Origin of the sequence: Paenibacillus sp. sptzw28 (genome assembly GCF_019550795.1) — a bacterium.
In the GTDB taxonomy this organism is placed as follows: Bacteria; Bacillota; Bacilli; order Paenibacillales; family Paenibacillaceae; genus Paenibacillus_Z.
Window position 1 is genome coordinate 5,576,540 of record NZ_CP080545.1, and the last position, 19,458, is coordinate 5,595,997.

The following is a 19,458-nucleotide window of genomic DNA, read 5'->3' on the forward strand; positions in this document are numbered from 1 at the left end:
ACCGGCTCGTGCGGGTTTAGGATTCGACATTTTTCTCTATTCCCTCCAGGTATCGACTAATTATTAATTCACAAACACAGGAGCGAGACGGGCGCTGTATTATTCTGCACCCTTCCATTTTAGTAACACTGAACACTCCACATGCACTGTATGCGGTTTCATCCCTGATTCTGATAGAATCTGTTATAGCCCGCTTAAGCCTTGATTTTACTGGGTTTTTGGTTTTCGCTTTCGTTCTGATTGGATCTTTAAGGATGGTTTATGTTACTCTTTATCACCAGTTTAACACCAATATATCACCTTCGAAAGTATTGTGTAGTCTACAATCGGCAACGCATGCGATTTGTCCAAAAAAGCAGTTATCATTCATTCTTAGTCTATACGGTATATGATAAACTATTAATATTAAAAAAAAACTTTTGGGTGGTTTGTATGACTATAAGAATTCAACAAGTACCATATGGTAATGAATTGGCTAAGTTCGCTAATTCCGCCATCTTTTCTTTAAAGGTAACTTCTCCGTATATAACATTCAAAGGTATACAATTCATATTGCAATCAGAAATAGCCCCGAAGATCATTACAAGGGTTACAGCTTCCAACTTAAGCTCATACGCTTTAGAAGGCAAAGCTTTAAAGCATCTTCTTGTTTTGGGTGCTGAGATAAGATCAATCCCAAATCTTCATGCGAAATTATATCTTGTTGATGAAACCAAGGGAATTATCACCAGCTCTAACCTAACTGCCTCTGGATTTTCCACAAATGTTGAATTAGGTATTTATTTTGAAAATGAAGATCAATTATTTCAAGCTACAAATAGTTTTTTTAATACATTATGGGCAAAAGCATCTCCAGTAACGCTCGAATCTTTGGAAAAGCTAGAAAACCAGATAAAATCAATAAAACATGTAAATGGGATTTACCGAAACGATGAGTTGATTGATGAGGAAGATATCATACCAGTTCCAGCGATCGGAAACTTGGTTTACAATGTTAAAGAGGAAAAAAGTGAAAACACACACCATACAGAACATTTACAATTTCACTACGAAGAGCGTGACGAAACTGGTGACTATTTTGCACCATTACCCACAAACGTCTATCCACTGATAGATAACCTGAAATCTTCTGATGACAGGAGAATACAAACAGTTATAAATTCACTAGCTCTATCATCAAGTGATGACTTTGCTCAATGGATAGAGAACTTATCTAATAAAGAATTTGATTATTTGGTCTCTCCGAAATCTTTATATCCATATAAAAGATATGTGATCAGAAAAATTATTAAGGATGGAAGTGCGTTGCACTTAGGGCTATTAATTAAGTACCTGGTGTGTGACATTTCTAAGGAGAATCAATTGATTATTTATAACGATGATGTAACTGCCAGAGTACGATTATTTACAGCTGAAGAGAAATTGGAGCTTGTCGAAGTCTTATCTGAAGTAGTGGAATTCTTAATAAAATATATTAATATTGGTCAAATTGATCGGAGGAAAAATTTTTCCAAACCCAACTTAGACAAAATAAATAAATTTATAAAGATATGTGGAGGACCAACTAATAACATTAACATTACTAATAAAGAAGATATTGAATCTGAGAAAAAAAACGTTATTCCTGGTTACCAAGAAATAAAAAGAAAACGGGAAGCACTTGGAGATAATTTTTGGGATTATGCTGAACAATTTTTCTACGATCTTGGCTCGGGATGCTGGAATAATCATTTATCATCAATTAATTCATTGTTTAAGGAATTAGAAAAAATTAACCTCTCGATTGAGCAAAAAAAACTTTTAAGGAACTTGGCTAATAACATAGTCAAATCAATGGAAGAGACTATTGATAATGTTACTCAAAAACTAATTAAAGATTTCACAAGGATGACACTTAACAAAGAGCTTACCTCTTCAGAAAATGAACAGTTAAAAATAGCATTTGATGAACTTAAATATTCAACTGGTCGATTAGTACAAATTTTCGGACAGTGGACGAAAAGTAAGCGGATCGAAAAAGAATTGAACGTGAAAAAGAAACTGGACTTTTTAAGTACCTATTTCTTGACAATTAATACAATAAAAAAATGGAAATAGTTCAATGAAACGAGCATACAAAAGGAGTAGGTTAGGGGCAACCCCTAATCTAATCCATCGCCGACGAATCGTTCAAGTATTTGGAGTGTGGATGGTGGGAATGGCGGTGGATTGTAAAATACCGCTGCATGCACAGCCAGAAATAGAACTGGTTCTTTCGCCGCCTAATGTGCGATCCATCTGCTGCAACGGCTACCCTTCGGCTTTCCGTCATACCTCTCGTTATTGCCCTTTATGCCAAAGGTGTCAGCACCGTGAGATTCAGGATCATCTGCAAAATCTGTATGGGATTGAGGTCTCTCCCACCTTTATTTCTAACGTGACCAACAAGATCATCCCCTTGATTAAGGAATGGCAGACCCGGCCGCTCCAAGGCGTGTAAGCGGTTGTCTTCCTGGATGCCATACACTTCAAGGTGAAGCAAGATGGTGCCATTGTCAATAAAGCCGCCTACATGGTAATCGGCATCGACCTGGATGGCAACAAGGATGTACTGGGCATGTGGATTGGTGAGAATGAATCCGCCAAGTTCTGGCTCAGCGTTCTAAACGACCTGAGGAACCGGGGGGTGCAGGATATCCTCATCATCTGTGTCGACAATCTGACCGGTTTTAGCCAAGCCATTCAGGCTTGTTACGCGAAAACGGATATTCAGAAAGTGTATCATCCACCAGATCCGGAACTCCACCCGTTACGTCTCTTACAAGGATCTGAAAAAGGTAACAGCTGACCTGAAGCCGATTTACAAAGCAGCGACGGAAGAAATGGCAATAGTCGAACTTGATTCTTCGAGGAAACCTGGGGGAATAAGTACCCGCTCATCATTCGCTCTTGGCGCAATAGCTGGGATGAGCTGGCTACCTTCTTCAAGTACCCACCCGAAATCCGTAAGCTCATTTACACCACCAACATCATCGAGCGTTACCACCGCCAGCTTCGCAAAGTGACGAAGGGAAAAAGTATATTTCCGACGGATGAATCCTTGTTGAAAATACTTTGCTTGGCCACCATGGATGTCATACGTAAATGGATAGGCCGTGTTCAAAACTGGGGTCAAATGCTGCTGCAGCTCTCCGTTTTCTATCCGGACCGCATCGGACAGCATCTGCAATAAAATTTCCCCCTCGGGGGAAGCACGAAAAGAGTTTACCTTTTCCGTCTTCGTCCTGTTACGAATCCACACGCGTGCTGTTATCCGCGTGTGCAGATACACCAAAAGTGAATAAAACGGACTCCCGCGCCTTCGCTCGGGCTGTGTCCTTCACCCAATACGGGAGTTGTATCAATAATATTTCCAGTTGAGCTTGTTACTTGAGAGATGTAGAAGGATGAAAAAATGACAACTTGTGCATTATTACACCTTGAAAATATAAAAAAGCTGTCTTGACATCTTGTAGCACCATATTGTTGCGATCGATGCGCTTTCCCATGGATGGTCATTTTCACAGCACTTTATTATTATTTTTCGTAAGTAGCTAACTGTTATCTACTTACAGTATAAATTTTCTCAATATTTGACAACAATATTAATTTTGATGCATCCGGTAGATCTTGATTACTTTCAATTTTCAATTTTAATACAGAGTACGCATTCCCCCTATATGCAGCAAGATAACATTCTCTAAAGAAAACAGTTATCTTCTGGTCATCGTAACCATTCTGTACAAAATGTTTTAATAAAGAAAAAGATTCTTCCATTCCCTTAACGTCACCAAAATGTTTACAAATATCGAACTTATCTCTGCTCAGATAAAACGACTTAGTAAATTGCTGTAATCCCTCACTTAAAAAATTTATTGATTTATCTTTGTCATTTTCCAAAAAAGCTGCGACCTTAGCTTCAAGTTGATAATAGATCTCAGTTGGTTTGTTTCTTTGTATCGCTCTAGCAGTAGTTAACATATCTTCAATAGCCTTATTGTCCAACTTTGATTTTGGTTGTCTAATCATACAGTCAAAATATGCTTGTACATGGTATGTATTTTCTGGTGAACGATGATAGTTTATCTTGGCTAACTCCAACGCTGAATCATAGTTTTGGGTGCTTGTGTACACAATTACTAATTCACGTCTTGCATTATGATGCTTAAAGTTCCTTCTTAATACATTGGTTAAATATCTTTCTGCTCTAACATAATGTCCGTTCAATCTGGCATTGAAGCCTTTAAGAAAATTATACCTATCATATTCTTTATCTGCACGAAAGAAATCAACTTCTGCATCAAATTTCATTGATTTTTTCCTTGCTAGGGCACTGCAGTAGTAAAACTGAATATTCTTCTGTATTTCCTCTTGTAGATACGTAAAGCCTGAACGCGATTTTAGAGATTCCACAAATTCTATAACTTTATTATATTGCCGTTCATTATATAAATCTAGAACAGTTTGTACGTACAACGTCGAGTATAAAAACCTGTCCGGAATAGTTTTTCCTTGTTTTAAATTCTCTTTTATAAGGTACGTCAACTCTGAAAAATCTAGAAAATCGACGTACTCTGGATCTTGCATCTCCTTATGGAATTGGACTATTCTTTCACTTAATATTGTCTTTATATCATCTGTCAGTTCGTAATTCATTCTTTGAACATAATCACGAATCACAGCACTTAGCTTTATATATTCACCAGTTGCTCCTGTATGGTTACATATAGTAAATTTTTTCAACTTTGCAAGAATAAACTTATAGTCATTGTTTTCTTTTAATACTTGGTTTACGAGACCAATTGGAGTTGAACCAAACTTAGCCAGAAATGCTAAAAATCCAAAGTACTTTTCTCTTTGTTTAGGTTCAATTACTAATTCAATCATTTTCCCAGAGCTTATGTTAGGCATTTCACTTATCATGTACTGATTATTTGTAACGGACTTTATACTTTTTTCTTTAGCCAAATCTACACAATAGACAACTTGAGGTGGATAGCCTGTCAGTACAGAAGCCACAGCATCCAAATCATTTTCTCCAAATGGAACATCATTTAATTTAGAATATGTTCTTAAAAAGCCAATACTATCAGATGTTCCAAGTTCTTCAAGACTATACTGGAAAATATATGGATGACGCCTATAGTGGAAAGCATCCAAGCTAATATTCGATATGACTGATATCGTTATTTGATTGTTAATTTGCTCTAGTGCTTTTTCAAACCAATATTTAAGAGAACCAGTTTCATCAATTAAACAAAAATGATCTTCAACAATTATATGTTCCAAATATTGCTGTACAGTCATTAATAGGTCAACAAGAATTTTAATTTTATCTTCGAGAGCATTGAGTGTCTGGAGATCAGATATGGAATATGCTCCAAACCCTAAATCTGATACTTTAATTATTAAATCTTCTATTCCTTCTGACTTTTCAAGAGATATGGTAGAAGGAAAATAATGCTTGTCCATTAAACCACTATCTTTTAAAGTACCACGCACATAAGACTTCCTGCCTATTCCATCAATTCCTGAAACAACCAAACACTTGATGTGTTTTATTTTCCCTTCGATAGTACGTTCTTCAAAACAATCTTTAAATGCCTTCTTCTCTAAATCTCTCCCATAAAAAAAATCATATTTTTGAGAAAAAACTTCATTTTGTCTCATTGTTAATAATGTAAGTTGTGATTCGATCTTTTTGCATGCAATTTTGTAATTCTTTATATGACGAAGATTATATGCAGACATACCTGTTCTCAAAAAACTAGGAATCCTAGAATCACTATGTTGTATACTATCATCAATAATTATCGGATATATTTGAGAAAGTTTATGTTTATCATCATGAAGCTTTTCTTGTGCTTGATTAATTTCTTTTTTTACCCACTCGGAGTTCAACGCAGATTCAGAGATAAAGTAAACAAAAAGATCAGACTTGTCTATACTACTAAATATTTCCTCTATAGTTTGCATCCCCGATTCAAATGCAACCTCATCAAAAACACATCTGTCATTACCAAAATACTTTGCTATTGGTCTAACATAATTCTTGTCCACACTACTATGAGATAGAAATATCTTATTCATTATGTACTCCCTCGCTAATGAGAATATATTTTTCGTTATGTAAGCCCTCTATATCAAAACTATCTCCTCATAGCCTCTTTAATTATGATAGCCTATTCCCGCTGCAAGATCCAGAAAATATTCCCAATTTCAACAAGCAAAAAGACTGAATTTAGTCCTATAGCCTTACACGATGACCTTATCCGCATCCACTTGATTCCGTCTTATCGAACCTCGATCCTGCCAATAATCGTACGGACATTTGCTGCTGAATCATCTTTGGCAGTTTCAGCATCTTATAACGCCCCTTTATTTATCATCAACGGATTTCCTTGAGACGTTTGGATTCACATTGACGATACCAGATCATCTCAGTCGGGTAAGAAAAGGTCCAGCATTTATCGTCCTGAAATTAACTTATTCAATATTGTAGCTGCATTAGCTTAGGGATACTTTATTTTTATTAAAGAAGAAAGTCCGACAAGAAATCGGACGTTCTTTTCTATCTCCAGGATAAATTCGTTTTAAAGATTCCAACTGTTCCGGCTTAACAGCCGCAATGGAAGGGTCTGTCAAATCTTTTGTGTAAACTCTTTTCGTGCTTTCCCCCGAGGGGGAAAATCTATCGCAAGTGCTGTCCGATGCGATCCGGATAGAAAACGGAGAGCTGCAGCAGCATTTGACCCCAGTTTTGAACACGGCCTGTCCATTTACGCGTAACATCCATGGTGGCCAGATAAAGCATTTTCAACAAGGATTCATCCGTCGGAAAAATGCTTTTTCCCTTCGTCACTTTGCATAGCTGGCGATGGTAACTCTCGATGATGTTGGTGGTATAAATGAGCTTGCGTATTTCGGGTGGGTACTTGAAGAAGGTAGCCCGCTCCTCCCAGTTATTGCGCCAAAAGCGAATGATGAGCGGGTACTTATTCCCCCAGGTTTCCTCGAAGAATCAAGTTCGACTATTGCCATTTCTTCCGTCGCTGCTTTGTAAATCGGCTTCAGGTCAGCTGTTACCTTCTTCAGATCCTTGTAAGAGACGTAACGGGTGGAGTTCCGGATCTGGTGGATGATACACTTTCTGAATATCCGTTTTCGCGTAACAAGCCTGAATGGCTTGGCTAAAACCGGTCAGATTGTCGACACAGATGATGAGGATATCCTGCACCCCCCGGTTCCTCAGGTCGTTTAGAACGCTGAGCCAGAACTTGGCGGATTCATTCTCACCAATCCACATGCCCAGTACATCCTTGTTGCCATCTAGGTCGATGCCGATTACCATGTAGGCCGCTTTATTGACAATGGCACCATCTTGTTTCACCTTGAAGTGTATGGCATCCAGGAAGACAACCGCGTACACGCCTTGGAGCGGCCGGTTCTGCCATTCCTTAATCAAGGGGATGATCTTGTTGGTCACGTTAGAAATAAAGGTGGGAGAGACCTCAATCCCATACAGATTTTGCAGATGATCCTGAATCTCACGCGTGCTGACACCTTTGGCATAAAGGGCAATAATCTGATCTTCAATGCCGGTCACATTAGACTGGTGCTTCTTCACCACCAGGGGTTCAAATTCCCCTTGCCGGTCACGGGGAACGGCGATCTCCTGATCACCGTACTCGCTTACGATGGTTTTCTTACTCTTGCCATTACGACTGTTGGTCGTCTGCTTGTTCTGCATGTCGTGCTTCTCATAGCCCAGATGTTCATCCATCTCGGCTTCCAGCATCTCCTGCAGCGTTTCGGCAAACAGCTCTTTCAACGCATTCTGTGCATCCTGCGCCGAGACCAATTTATTCTCCTTAATGAACTGCCGGAGTTGCTGCTTTGTCCATAATCCCATGTGTTCTCCCCAACCTTTCTTCTACTTCCATTGTAATAGGTTTAGGAGTTTACACAATCTATTTTACAGACTCTGGCAAGGAGATGATAATCACTTTTTCGTATTTGCGAATCCAGACGGTAGACCCTTCCATCAAGAGTCACCATACCAATGGTTCCGAAATTTCATATTCAAACATGAGCTTCCGTATATGCGGTTTCACGGCCTAAGGCACACATGCGCTACCTTGTTAATTAACCATGGAGTTCATGCGAAAGTAATCTCAAGCCGCTTAGGACATGGCAACATAGCGACGACCATGAATATATACGGCCACCGACTTCGTACAGCCGATCAGGAAGCTGCTCTTAAGTTTGAACATTTGTTTCAAAGCAAACCCAGTAACGACCAAAGACACTGACTCAATAAGCGAGCAGTGTCTTTTTAATATAATGACTGTTACGGTTGCTTTGGCTCCCGTCCGGAGTACTTTTACATCAAAATTACATCAAGGTTGAAACTGCTGGCTTTTCATTAAGAATAATCTCACTGTTAAACCCCGAGAAACCTTATATATCAAGGATCTTCGCACCAGTCTAATATCTGATCAACAGAGCAACGCACTCCACATGCACCGTATGCGGGTTCCGCCGTAGATCAGATTGAATCTGTTATATTCGGTTAAATCCTTGATTTCACTGGGTTTTTCTCGAGCGCATTCCGTTTTAATTGGGTCTTTTAGGGTGGTTGGGAAAAAAATTATCCCCAAGTTAACACCAATTTACACAGTCTAATCCGTTACGAAGTTCCATATTTTTGTTACCGTGGATGGATGGTCTGACCTTGCCTCGAAAAAATGGACACACAGAAAGCCTAAGTGTCACCCTTTAGACTAATGCTTACACCTCATCCCCGACCTTGAATGGAGAGACATAATCGTTGGAGGAATGCGTTCTCCGGCGGTTTTAGAATAACACGATATATTCAAATACAGCCTCACACGTCTTGAACGAATAATCATTGAGCCATTCCATTTTGAGCTTGCTCAAAAAGGAGTCCATCGGGGAATATCAAAACAGTCGCCTTTTCGGCTCATGCTGCAGACGAACCCATGCTTCTTGAGAAGCTTCTGGTAACTCTTGCTGGCGTATTGTACACCCTGATCAGAATGTGGTTGCTTTGTATTTCTTCACAGCTTTAGATCGGATCCCATTCGCTCGCATTAATCGAGCCACGCGGTCTCGACTGGACTTCCGGTTTTTGTATAAATTCAGTGCGATTAGAAAAATAGAGGGTTGCTTTTTGCACCAACAAAAAGCATTTTAATTTCTAAAAATTTTATAAGTACCATTGCCTTGCTATAGAAAAATTCCATCATTCGCTTTAAAATAGTCCTTATTAGAATTATGGAAGGGAAAGTATAAAATGGGGAAAATCAGTTTGTTGGTTGGAAACGGCTTTACCTTAGATTTTATAAAGGATTCTGATCTCAATTCTTCAAGACCTTTACATTGCTTTCAAAACCCCAATCAAAGTAATGAAATTAATTATGATAATTACCTTGATAAACTTCATTTCATTAAGAATGAACTTTTTCCTTTACGCAATCAATATTCTAATGATTTTGAAGCCATTAAGATATTTCTCGAAAGTATTAGCGGTGATACCAAAGAAATAGAAAAGGACTGTCAGCTAAGACGATTTTTAGCATTATCCTATTCCCTATTTCAACTTAAATCTGAAAAGTATGATATGTCTAGTTGGAAGTGGGCAAGGTGGATTCAAAATAATCGTCAAGACATAACATTTGCAGTGTCATTCAATTACGATTTAATTTTAGAAAATGCCTTTAAGAATGCAAATATTAAATATTATAGAACAGGTTCAAACGAACCTTTTTGCAGCGTCCCGATAATTAAACCGCATGGATCAATTGATTTCGACGTCCCAAATTTCTTCCAAGGTAATGTTTGGGGAATTCATACAAGATTAAACGATACACAGTTTGTGAAAATTGTCCCTAAGTGGGAACGGTATTTACCACGATTAGAAGCTGATATGATTCCTCCATCACAAAAAAACTATCAACGTAAATTGAAATGGACAGAGACGGGGTTCAAACTTTTTAACAACTTAGCTAATTCTAATAATATTAGTTATTTTATGATTGGTCATTCCTATTGTGTTGAAGACAGAGAGGAAGTTGACCACTTTATTGATCGACTCCAAAGTACAACTGTTGTCCATATAATGCACCCCTACCCATCATCGGATTTATTAGATAAACTAGAATCGAAGAGATTAAAATATAAATACCCAATGGATTGGGATTCGTTGCCTAACTTAACATAACCAACGACGTTATTACGAATGCCGTTTCTAAAAAACCTCCCTTGTTAGGGGAATGGAAACAGTGTCGGAGTCCGGCCAAGTTAGCCTGCCGGAATCTTCAGATCAACACGATCGGGCATTTGACTGATCCGGTACTCGCACATAAGTTCAGCAGCCAGATTGACGAACTGTTCGCAAAGTAGAAGGTAAACCATGAATATCTATTCAATACTGGATCAACTTCTGCCCAGCGTACCATTTTCGCCAACGAAGCCGACTTTCAGCACGCTCTGGCTTGGCAGATTCATCTGATGTCGTGAACAATGTCTTTTTCCATAAGTTCTATATCATTCGTTCTCACGTCACCGACGCGTTCCATGCCGCGAAAAAACACTTCCATAAAAATCCAGGCAACCTCACCCGTACCGGGACACGATCGCCACTTAGATCAACTTATTTTTAATGTTACTTGACGGGACTATCTCACCACCAAAGCCATTTTTTATTCTGTTGTTGTTCGTCGAATTTTAAATACCAACATAATAAGAGACTTTTATAAAGACTGTTCTTCACAGCTATGGTCGATTCAGTTTTATCAACTTTGTTTTGTCGTATATTTAATGAATTGCTCTACCTCAAAAACAAGCGAATACCCTTTATTTTTTTTCATGATAATAACTGGACGTTTATATAAATTAATTCTCCTTCCTATAACTTTCTGGAATGAGAGGCACCTTCTACCCCACTTTCGTTTTTTGATATTAAATAACCATTCTGGTCCATTATATAATATGACCCAATTTTGTGATAATTCAGGTACCAGTACTTCGATATCACTTGAAACGTTTGAGTTAATCAAGAGTATTGAATCAAAAGATACGTCTGGCAAAATACTATTAACTTTTTGAAATAGCTTATGTAATTCAGAAGTTTTTTTGGATAAAAAATCAAAATGCTTCAACAAGCTTATTCCAAGAATCACAATTAACGCTAATAAAATATTAGTCATGATTCCATTTCCTTTTCTAATTCATTCTTATATTTTATATTTTCTAAGATGAAAGTGATGCTCAGTACAATTAGCAAGGATAGCACAAACTCATGGCTAGAATATGACTCCTTAAGGAGAAAGTAATCAATAACCAACAATAACAAAATTACTACATTACGAAGTATTGGAAACCGACTTAGGGGATGATTTGTCCCAAAGCAACTACATTCTCTGTTCTTTAAACCATTCTTCACTATTGTAAGTATAGTTAGCGTAATAATAAAAATTGCTGCTAATAATTGCTTCCATTTATTCATGGTATCATTTAATAAAAATACAATAAAAAGTCCCGCTTCAAAGATTAGAATAATCCGAGATAGAATTGGAACCCATTTGAAAGGTATCCCATATGAAGCCAGCTCCATATGAAAATTTTCCATGCTGACTATTTTTGAATAAGAAGAAGAAAAGAAAATAAATGAGATTATGGTCCCTAGCAAAAAAACCATTCACAAGCACCTCAATTAATATAGACTAATATTTATTGGATACCAACTTCTCTTCACACCATCAATATAGCATTCAAAAAAAATATTTTCTTCACGCTCAACTAGCAGTTTGAAATCAAAATTTTGATCCACACCAGGTACTTGGTTCAAACCTCTATAATTGCGATGTACAAAAGCACTTGGAGAGCTAAGTAGTTCTCCTTTGGCGTTTATTATTTTGAATTCCGTTAGTACATCTCTTTTTAATGGAAGTTCTGTTATTTTTAATAGGAATGAAAATTTAATGATATACGGAAAAACAGGAACACTAACGGAATTTATTACTTTCCCAAGTACATGACGATTGTCTTCTATCTTTATTTCATCGCACGCTATTAATTGAACCTGCATCGTTTTCCTCCACATTGTTTATTTCCCTTTTAAGGAGCGAGTACTTCAACTTTTGTATCGTTGTACCATTCTCTTTGTGACATCCACATATCATAATAAATATGTTTATTAAACATTAATTCATCATGCGTTCCGAATTCGACTATCTTTCCTTTTTGCATCACACATATTTTATCGGCCTTTCGTGCTATCCCAACACGATGCGATATCATTATCGTTGTGGTCGTTTTGCAATATTCTAAAACATCATTAAGTATCCGCATTTCAGCAAGGGGATCCATGGCAGAAGTCGGTTCATCAAATATAATAATCTCTGGATTATCTTTAACAAATACTCTCGCCAACGCCAATCTCTGCCATTGACCTCCCGACAAATTAATCGATTCTTGATCGATGAATCCAAGTTTTGTATTCAAACCATGTGGCAAATCTTTATCGAATACTACTCTCTTTAAAATGGATTCAAGCTTTCCATCATCTTTAATTTGTGAAATATCACCGACGGCAACATTTTCTCGGACATTTGTTTGATACTTAATGTAATCTTGAAAAATTGCGCTTGTTTTTTGATATAGGCTATTCACATCAAATTTATTTATTGGAACATTATCGTAAAAGATACAATTATCTTCAACCTTATACAATCCAAGTAATAATTTCACTAACGTTGTTTTACCTGATCCATTTTCTCCTAAAACAGCTATCGTCTCTCCCTTATTAATTGAAAGATTAATTTCTGATAGAGCAACATTCTGGCTATTGGGATACGTAAAGTTAAGATTCGATAAGTTAATACTATTTTGAAAACTAAAAGGCAGTTTATCATAAGTAGTTTTTACAACACTTTTTTCAGCTATTATTGCTCTCATATCGTTTGCCATTTCTGAATACTGTAAGTTTTCAAACCATTTAATGCAACCTTCAATAAGGCTGGAAATAACATTAATAATAATGGTAACGGCCATTGTAACTGCGATGTAGTCGCCGACAGATGCTTGTTGTTTTTTTATTAAATAGACTAGTAGTACAACGACCACCGCTGAATTTACAATAGTCAATATTTCCTTACTTGCGTAGGTTATTTTTTCCATTTTTTCTAAGCATACTTTTTTGAAATCAATTTTATCCAGCTCTTCTTTCCATTTTTGTTTATAATAATTTGTAGTTGAGTATAGTGTTATCTCCTTTTGAGTATCAACACCGGTTAATAAATTATAATAATACATTGGTTTCATTAGGCTGGATTCAATCTCTGCATTAAGCTTAACCCTCTTTTTTACAGTTGTTAAGTTGATTATTCCTTTTAATACGCCTACTGCCATTGCTAAAATACTAAAAAGAATAAATGTTTCCGATAAGTATTTAATGAGTGACATCAAAACAATTAATTGCGTTATAAATTCAATTAGATTCAGATAGTTCTCATATATTTTATTATTCGCAAATTTTAAATACGCGAATTCGGATTGAAAAGAAGGAAACTCTTTAATTAGAAGTTCCATTTTTGCGTTCTGATCAATCATTTCCTCATCACTTTTTTTTGAGAAGTTAATACTCATCTTGACAATTTGCAAAGAGGAAAAAAAATCAATTATAAGTTTTAATAATTGAAACCCAACAAACAAACATAGACCCCATATAATCACACTCTCATTCATTTCCACTATAGAATCAAGTATGATTTTAGAGAAATAAATATTTACGTAAGAGTAAAACGCACCTACTATTGTAACAGTCACCATTAGAATAACAGTCAGTGGACTTATCCTGTAGATTTTGATGAATGAATCGGCCATCATTCCGATCACTTTATTAATTCTATTCATTTATTGTTCTCCATAACTCTTAGTAAAGGCAGCATAAGATCTTCGATCATCGGGAGTGTGTTAATAATTCCGGCAGTAATAACTTGTCCAACTTTATTAAGAACTAATTGATAAGGTATTAGTTGAACTTTCAAACTATTTTCTATTTGATCAATGTGAAAAGAATATAATTTAACATTTCTCTCATCAAGGAGTTGCTTATAATTCGAAACAGGGTTCACAGGGCCTTCAAAAAAGATAATATATGAAAATTCAGGGTATTTCTTAATCGCTTCTAATACAACTTCGGCGTCACATGCTTCACAATAGTGACTAAGAAAAAACAATATACTTCCATTCATTGTGTCTTTAAGCCAGGATAAATCAGTTGGAGTACCCTCACGTAATAACAATACTTCGTTAGGTAGAAAAATACCCACCTCATACTCTACTTGTATAGATTTAAAGAACTTTCTATGTTCCATATCTCTTTCAAACATAACAACACCCCATTACTAACGTTTAAAAATCAATTTGGTACCATTTGAGCCGATTCTGCTTATTCTAAGTATAGTGCAAAATGTAGGGTATAATGGAAAATATATGGAGAAGAGCGTTGCACTCTTCCCCATATCTTGATTAATTAAAACAAATTACGCGCAGCATCCAGCGTTAACTTCACATGCTGATGTAGTCGCGTGGCCATCTTTCGTGCAAGTCATCGTTTTGTATGCTTTGAGGATTTTTGTATACGTATTGCTTCCCGAAGTACATGCACCCCTAACACATGCTGTTCCTAGATCCGAAAGCGTCTTCGTATAGGTCGAGTCTGGGCAAGAACATGCCATTTCTTTCACCTCCTTATAGAGTTTAGGAGCAGACTACGCGCAGCATCCAGCGTTAACTTCACATGCTGATGTAGTCGCGTGGCCATCTTTCGTGCAAGTCATCGTTTTGTATGCTTTGAGGATTTTTGTATACGTATTGCTTCCCGAAGTACATGCACCCCTAACACATGCTGTTCCTAGATCCGAAAGCGTCTTCGTATAGGTCGAGTCTGGGCAAGAACATGCCATTTCTTTCACCTCCTTATAGAGTTTAGGAGCAGACTACGCGCAGCATCCAGCGTTAACTTCACATGCTGATGTAGTCGCGTGGCCATCTTTCGTGCAAGTCATCGTTTTGTATGCTTTAAGGATTTTTGTATACGTATTGCTTCCCGAAGTACATGCACCCCTAACACATGCTGTTCCTAGATCCGAAAGCGTCTTCGTATAGGTCGAGTCTGGGCAAGAACATGCCATTTCTTTCACCTCCTTATAGAGTTTAGGAGCAGACTACGCGCAGCATCCAGCGTTAACTTCACATGCTGATGTAGTCGCGTGGCCATCTTTCGTGCAAGTCATCGTTTTGTATGCTTTGAGGATTTTTGTATACGTATTGCTTCCCGAAGTACATGCACCCCTAACACATGCTGTTCCTAGGTCCGAAAGCGTCTTCGTATAGGTCGAGTCTGGGCAAGAACATGCCATTTCTTTCACCTCCTTTATAGAGTTAAAGAAATTATGAAAACATTATGCATTAAATTTTTCAACGCTTGTTTAATTATTGCATTCCAATAATATATATACCTTCCTTTTTTAACTACTCAACTATTCGACTAGCAAGCTTCATATAATCAGATTTGTTATAAGCAACACCTGAGACCCTAACAATGCTGTCTTTAATAACAATCACGTATGGCAACATTGTTATATTAAAGAATCGTTCCATATCACTTTTATTTAGATGCACAATGGGGAATTTCCAATTAAAATATTCAGACATCACTTGACTATCACTTTCATCACCAGTTGAAAATAAAATGAAGTTGAAATCAGGGAATTCCTGCTCTATCTCTGATAAACTTGGGGTGAAATCTATGCAATGCAAGCAATGCAATGATATAAAAAATAAAACTTGCGTTCCTTTTTCAGGCAATTTTACTATTCTTTTATCCCAGCTTGAAAACGAACAAGGACTAATTTCACTATTCACTGTTTTTAATCCATCCACCAAAACAACCTTCTTTCATTTGATAATTAATATCAGTTCACTGCTTAGAATCAATTAATTCATTTTGATAGATTACTTTACTTTGCTCCACAATTTTATTTAAGCATTCTTTCGGAGACATATTTGTTTGAAGAGCTAATGTTATTACCGAGTCAAGCATCGAATCAAAACTGTCAATAAAAGTAGTCGACAGCTTATCACTTAAATAAGGCCTTGTATCTAGTTCTTGTTGCCATAAGGTTGTCAAATCAACACCATTGTACTGATTCATGTGTTGCTTTAATGTTGATACAGCGCCTGTATTACTATTTCTTTGCAGATAGGATACAGCATCTTCACTCATCACAGCTTTAATAATTTCCCATGCTACCTCTTTTTGAACTGCATCATTTGGGATACAAAAAATATCATTAAAAAATATTTCTGAATTAAGATTTCTTGCTTCTGCATCCACTGGGGTGGTAACTATTCCCCATGTAAAAGCTTGTTGTTGCTGAAGCTTTGGAACCATATCTAACATTCCAAAATACATTGCTGACTTTCCTTGGAGAAAGAGATCACTGTTATTTTGAACATTATTGTTTCGGGACGTATTCAATACCATTGTAATTGCTTCAGTCCATGCGGATTGATTAAAAAGTAGTTCATTACGCTGTTCATCAACAATCTTCCATCCCTTAGTTCTAGCTATGTGCCGTAACAAACTCGCAGGGCTAAGTCCCTCCATACCCAGCGTATCAGTTCCTGTAAATCTCATAGTTAGTTGAAGCATCTCATCCCAGGTCATTCTATCGGTCGGATAAGCAACCTTATTAACGTCAAACAAATTTTTATTGTAATAAACTCCATAGGCATTAACCAATGGAGCTAAACCGTTTAATTGACCAAAATCATTTTTAAGAGAAGCAATCATCTCAGTATAATAATTCTCAAGATTCATTTCATCCGAATTAATGAAGGTCGTTAAATCTGAAAGTGATCCCAAATCCTTTAGCTTCTGGAAATTCTTATTCCATGTAATAACTAGATCCGGTTTATACTTCTTAATTTCTTCCACTGCTATTTCAGAACTACTACTTGTGGATTTAATAAGTCTAAATTTAATATTCGGGTATTTCTGTAAGATGTAATTGCCATAGAATGTGTAAAAATACTCATCATCGAATGTCGAATAAACTGTGACTTCAGTATCTGGGATAGTAGATTTATCAACCTCCTCTGATGACGATTGTAGAAGATTACAACCTGATAGTATGAACACGAGGAATGGAATTACAGAAATCAACACTATTAGTCTAACTTTATAATCATGGGTTATTGGCTTGAATGACATTTTGAATATCCTCCTGTAGTTTTTGAACAACTTGATCAATCGTTAACTCATTGTTTATAGCTGGTTGCAGGATGTTGTTAATCGCACCTAGCACAGCATTTTCAATAGATAGCGGTATTCTATTTAATTCATTCAATACTTTAGGCTTTAGTTGATAAAAGGCTTTATAATTGCGATTGTCATCATCACTGATCAATGATTCACGAACCGGTTGGGTAAACAATGATGAAGCTAAGTTATTTTTTAGTCTCGCAGCTTCCTCACTATTAATATAAGACCAAATTGCCTGACTATTTTCAGTATCGTCTGTTTCAACATAAATCCCATTTAAATATTGGAAATTTATCGTATGACTAACCCCAGGATTGTTAGGGTCTACTGGCTCACTCACAACTTGCCAATTTACTTTCTTAGTACTTCTTTCTAGCTCTTTGGTGAAATGGTAGGTATTAAGTGTCATGGCTATCTGACCATTCATGAACAATTCCGATAGCACATCATCTCCGGAATTTCCTGAACCATGTTTATAAAATGTAATTGTTTTATCCAAAATAGTTCTCCAGGATGGATTATCAAACAAGACGGTTTTATTCAAAGAGTCATACCATTTCAAACCTTCTGCTTTTCCCATAACAAGTAATAAATCTGCTGCATCATAGAAAGGGAGATATAAACCCGTTATTTTTCCGTCTGAAGGAAATCGTTCTGCTAGTTCCAAAACACTTTCCCACGTCATCTGGTTAGTCGGTTCTGAAATCCCATATTTCTCAAAGACTTCTTTGTTATAGAATAAAGCTTGAGAGCTCGTTGTATCTGCTAACGCATATAAACTACCATTTCCCATCTCTTTAATAGCTTCTGTAATATTCGAATTTATTCCATTAAAGTTACCTTCATTTACGTATTGAGACACGTCAGTTAACATATTTTGATTTAGTAAAGATGAATATATTGAAGATGGAAAAAACAAAATATCAGGCTTTGTATCTCTGACAAGCTTCAAATATAATTCTGAATCCCAATCTTTATTTGAAGCAGGAACATATTTCATAGCTTTCCAGACGCCTTTTCCAAGTTGTGGCGTAAATTCAACCACCCTAAATTCGATATCCTTAAACTTATCGATAACAAAACCGTAATCTTTATAAAAATCCGCTGTAGAACTATAAAGAATTGTGATCTCTTTCTTCTCTTCTACCAGATTTTCAGATTGACATCCTCCTAGCAAAACACATAGACATAAGAAAATAGCAAAAATCCTAATATTCATCGCTTTACTCCTTAAGTTATTTATTAGATTATAAAATTTTTCTGATTTATATCACTATCCTCAAAATTAAAAATGATTCTTATCCTTCCGACTAAAAGAACAAAACCAAAATAATTCATATATTTTATGTAATACAGTCTATTATTTTTATTTTATAGGACTTTTTAACAATAAAGGCAAAAAAAATATATGTTTAATTTGCATATTTTTTAATTCTTTTTATTGCTCTAAAGTAAGTTAATTTTACTGATCCTTCAGTTTTGTTTAATATTGCTGCAGTATCGCGAATACTATATCCATAAATCAATCTATACGTAACTACTTTTTGTTCGTTAAATAGTAGACTAGACAAAATTCTATTTAACTCTAATTTGGCTAGGGATTTTTCTTCGATATTGCAATTATCGGTAACAAATGGATTTGATAGTAATTCTCTTTTCCGTTTTCTGCAATAGTCATAATAAACATTTTTGGCAATCCTTTTAAATAATGGGATAATGGAGTCAGTTTTCAATTCCCCCTTATTGAGCTCTAAATATAAATATCCTTTCACAAAGGTATCCTGTAATATATCCTCAGCGTCGATGTAGTTTTCGGTTATTCTAACGATATATCTGAAAAGCTCTTTTTTATGTGTATTCCAAATATTATGCCAATCCAACTTAGCTGTCTGTTCCATTGAAGTCCCCTCATAAGAAGATAAAATTTTATATTATACCATCTAACTACCTATTTTGTGAAGTAAAATTCGTCATGTCGAATTTAGATTGACAAACCACATATTACCATGACTGAATACGGACTGTAAATAGCGATAAATGTCGAAAAACCTCGATCTCAGGAAATTATTAATACTTTCTGACTT

General features: G+C 36.3%; 13 protein-coding genes and 2 pseudogenes. 4 read left to right on the forward strand and 11 right to left on the reverse strand.

Annotation, left to right across the window (positions count from 1 at the left end; genetic code table 11):
• Positions 1 to 432 precede the first annotated feature (432 nt).
• Both KZ483_RS25860 and KZ483_RS25865 read left to right on the forward strand, forming a co-directional pair.
• Entirely contained in the window at positions 433 to 2,097 is a 1,665-nt protein-coding gene (locus tag KZ483_RS25860; protein WP_220350394.1) for a phospholipase D-like domain-containing protein, read from the forward strand.
• 221 nt (positions 2,098 to 2,318) lie between these two features.
• Positions 2,319 to 3,211: pseudogene (locus KZ483_RS25865) on the forward strand (IS256 family transposase); the annotation flags it as partial.
• 368 nt (positions 3,212 to 3,579) lie between these two features.
• Here the strand turns inward: KZ483_RS25865 and KZ483_RS25870 are convergent.
• The gene (locus KZ483_RS25870; protein ID WP_220350395.1) at positions 3,580 to 6,108 is read right to left on the reverse strand and encodes a toll/interleukin-1 receptor domain-containing protein; all 2,529 of its coding nucleotides are present in this window, start codon (positions 6,106 to 6,108) and stop codon (positions 3,580 to 3,582) included.
• 601 nt (positions 6,109 to 6,709) lie between these two features.
• Positions 6,710 to 7,930 (reverse strand): annotated as a pseudogene (locus tag KZ483_RS25875) (IS256 family transposase).
• On the opposite strand from KZ483_RS25875, the gene KZ483_RS25880 reads away from it, so the two are divergent.
• Positions 7,929 to 8,330: a tyrosine-type recombinase/integrase gene (locus tag KZ483_RS25880; protein ID WP_258881429.1), complete on the forward strand. Its 402-nt coding sequence runs from the start codon at positions 7,929 to 7,931 to the stop codon at positions 8,328 to 8,330. The pseudogene KZ483_RS25875 and the gene KZ483_RS25880 sit on opposite strands and share 2 nt — an antisense overlap.
• A gap of 1,004 nt (positions 8,331 to 9,334) precedes the next feature.
• Positions 9,335 to 10,261 carry a hypothetical protein gene (locus KZ483_RS25885; RefSeq protein ID WP_220350397.1) on the forward strand — a complete coding sequence of 309 codons (927 nt, stop codon included), beginning with the start codon at positions 9,335 to 9,337 and terminating at the stop codon, positions 10,259 to 10,261.
• A gap of 574 nt (positions 10,262 to 10,835) precedes the next feature.
• Here KZ483_RS25885 and KZ483_RS25890 read toward each other — a convergent pair.
• From KZ483_RS25890 to KZ483_RS25925, 9 genes are all read right to left on the reverse strand, one after another.
• A complete protein-coding gene (locus tag KZ483_RS25890; protein WP_220350398.1) occupies positions 10,836 to 11,249 on the reverse strand; it encodes a hypothetical protein in 414 nt (137 codons plus the stop codon).
• Positions 11,246 to 11,740, reverse strand: a complete 495-nt coding sequence (locus KZ483_RS29235; RefSeq protein WP_397376132.1) for a MauE/DoxX family redox-associated membrane protein — start codon at positions 11,738 to 11,740, stop codon at positions 11,246 to 11,248. Before KZ483_RS29235 ends, KZ483_RS25890 begins: the two co-directional genes overlap by 4 nt.
• Before the next feature lie 15 nt (positions 11,741 to 11,755).
• Positions 11,756 to 12,130: a hypothetical protein gene (locus tag KZ483_RS25895; protein WP_220350399.1), complete on the reverse strand. Its 375-nt coding sequence runs from the start codon at positions 12,128 to 12,130 to the stop codon at positions 11,756 to 11,758.
• Positions 12,131 to 12,159: 29 nt separating this feature from the next.
• Positions 12,160 to 13,956, reverse strand: a complete 1,797-nt coding sequence (locus tag KZ483_RS25900) for an ABC transporter ATP-binding protein (protein WP_220350400.1) — start codon at positions 13,954 to 13,956, stop codon at positions 12,160 to 12,162.
• The gene (locus KZ483_RS25905) at positions 13,953 to 14,435 is read right to left on the reverse strand and encodes a hypothetical protein (RefSeq protein WP_220350401.1); all 483 of its coding nucleotides are present in this window, start codon (positions 14,433 to 14,435) and stop codon (positions 13,953 to 13,955) included. The genes KZ483_RS25900 and KZ483_RS25905 overlap by 4 nt, the downstream gene beginning before the upstream one ends.
• 1,144 nt (positions 14,436 to 15,579) lie before the next feature.
• Positions 15,580 to 15,990, reverse strand: coding sequence for a TlpA family protein disulfide reductase (locus tag KZ483_RS25910; RefSeq protein WP_220350402.1), 411 nt, complete (start codon positions 15,988 to 15,990; stop codon positions 15,580 to 15,582).
• Between the two features lie 37 nt (positions 15,991 to 16,027).
• Positions 16,028 to 17,323, reverse strand: coding sequence for an ABC transporter substrate-binding protein (locus KZ483_RS25915; protein WP_220350403.1), 1,296 nt, complete (start codon positions 17,321 to 17,323; stop codon positions 16,028 to 16,030).
• Positions 17,298 to 18,593, reverse strand: a complete 1,296-nt coding sequence (locus KZ483_RS25920) for an ABC transporter substrate-binding protein (protein ID WP_220350404.1) — start codon at positions 18,591 to 18,593, stop codon at positions 17,298 to 17,300. The genes KZ483_RS25915 and KZ483_RS25920 overlap by 26 nt, the downstream gene beginning before the upstream one ends.
• Before the next feature lie 193 nt (positions 18,594 to 18,786).
• Entirely contained in the window at positions 18,787 to 19,272 is a 486-nt protein-coding gene (locus KZ483_RS25925) for an RNA polymerase sigma factor (protein WP_220350405.1), read from the reverse strand.
• Positions 19,273 to 19,458: the final 186 nt, after the last annotated feature.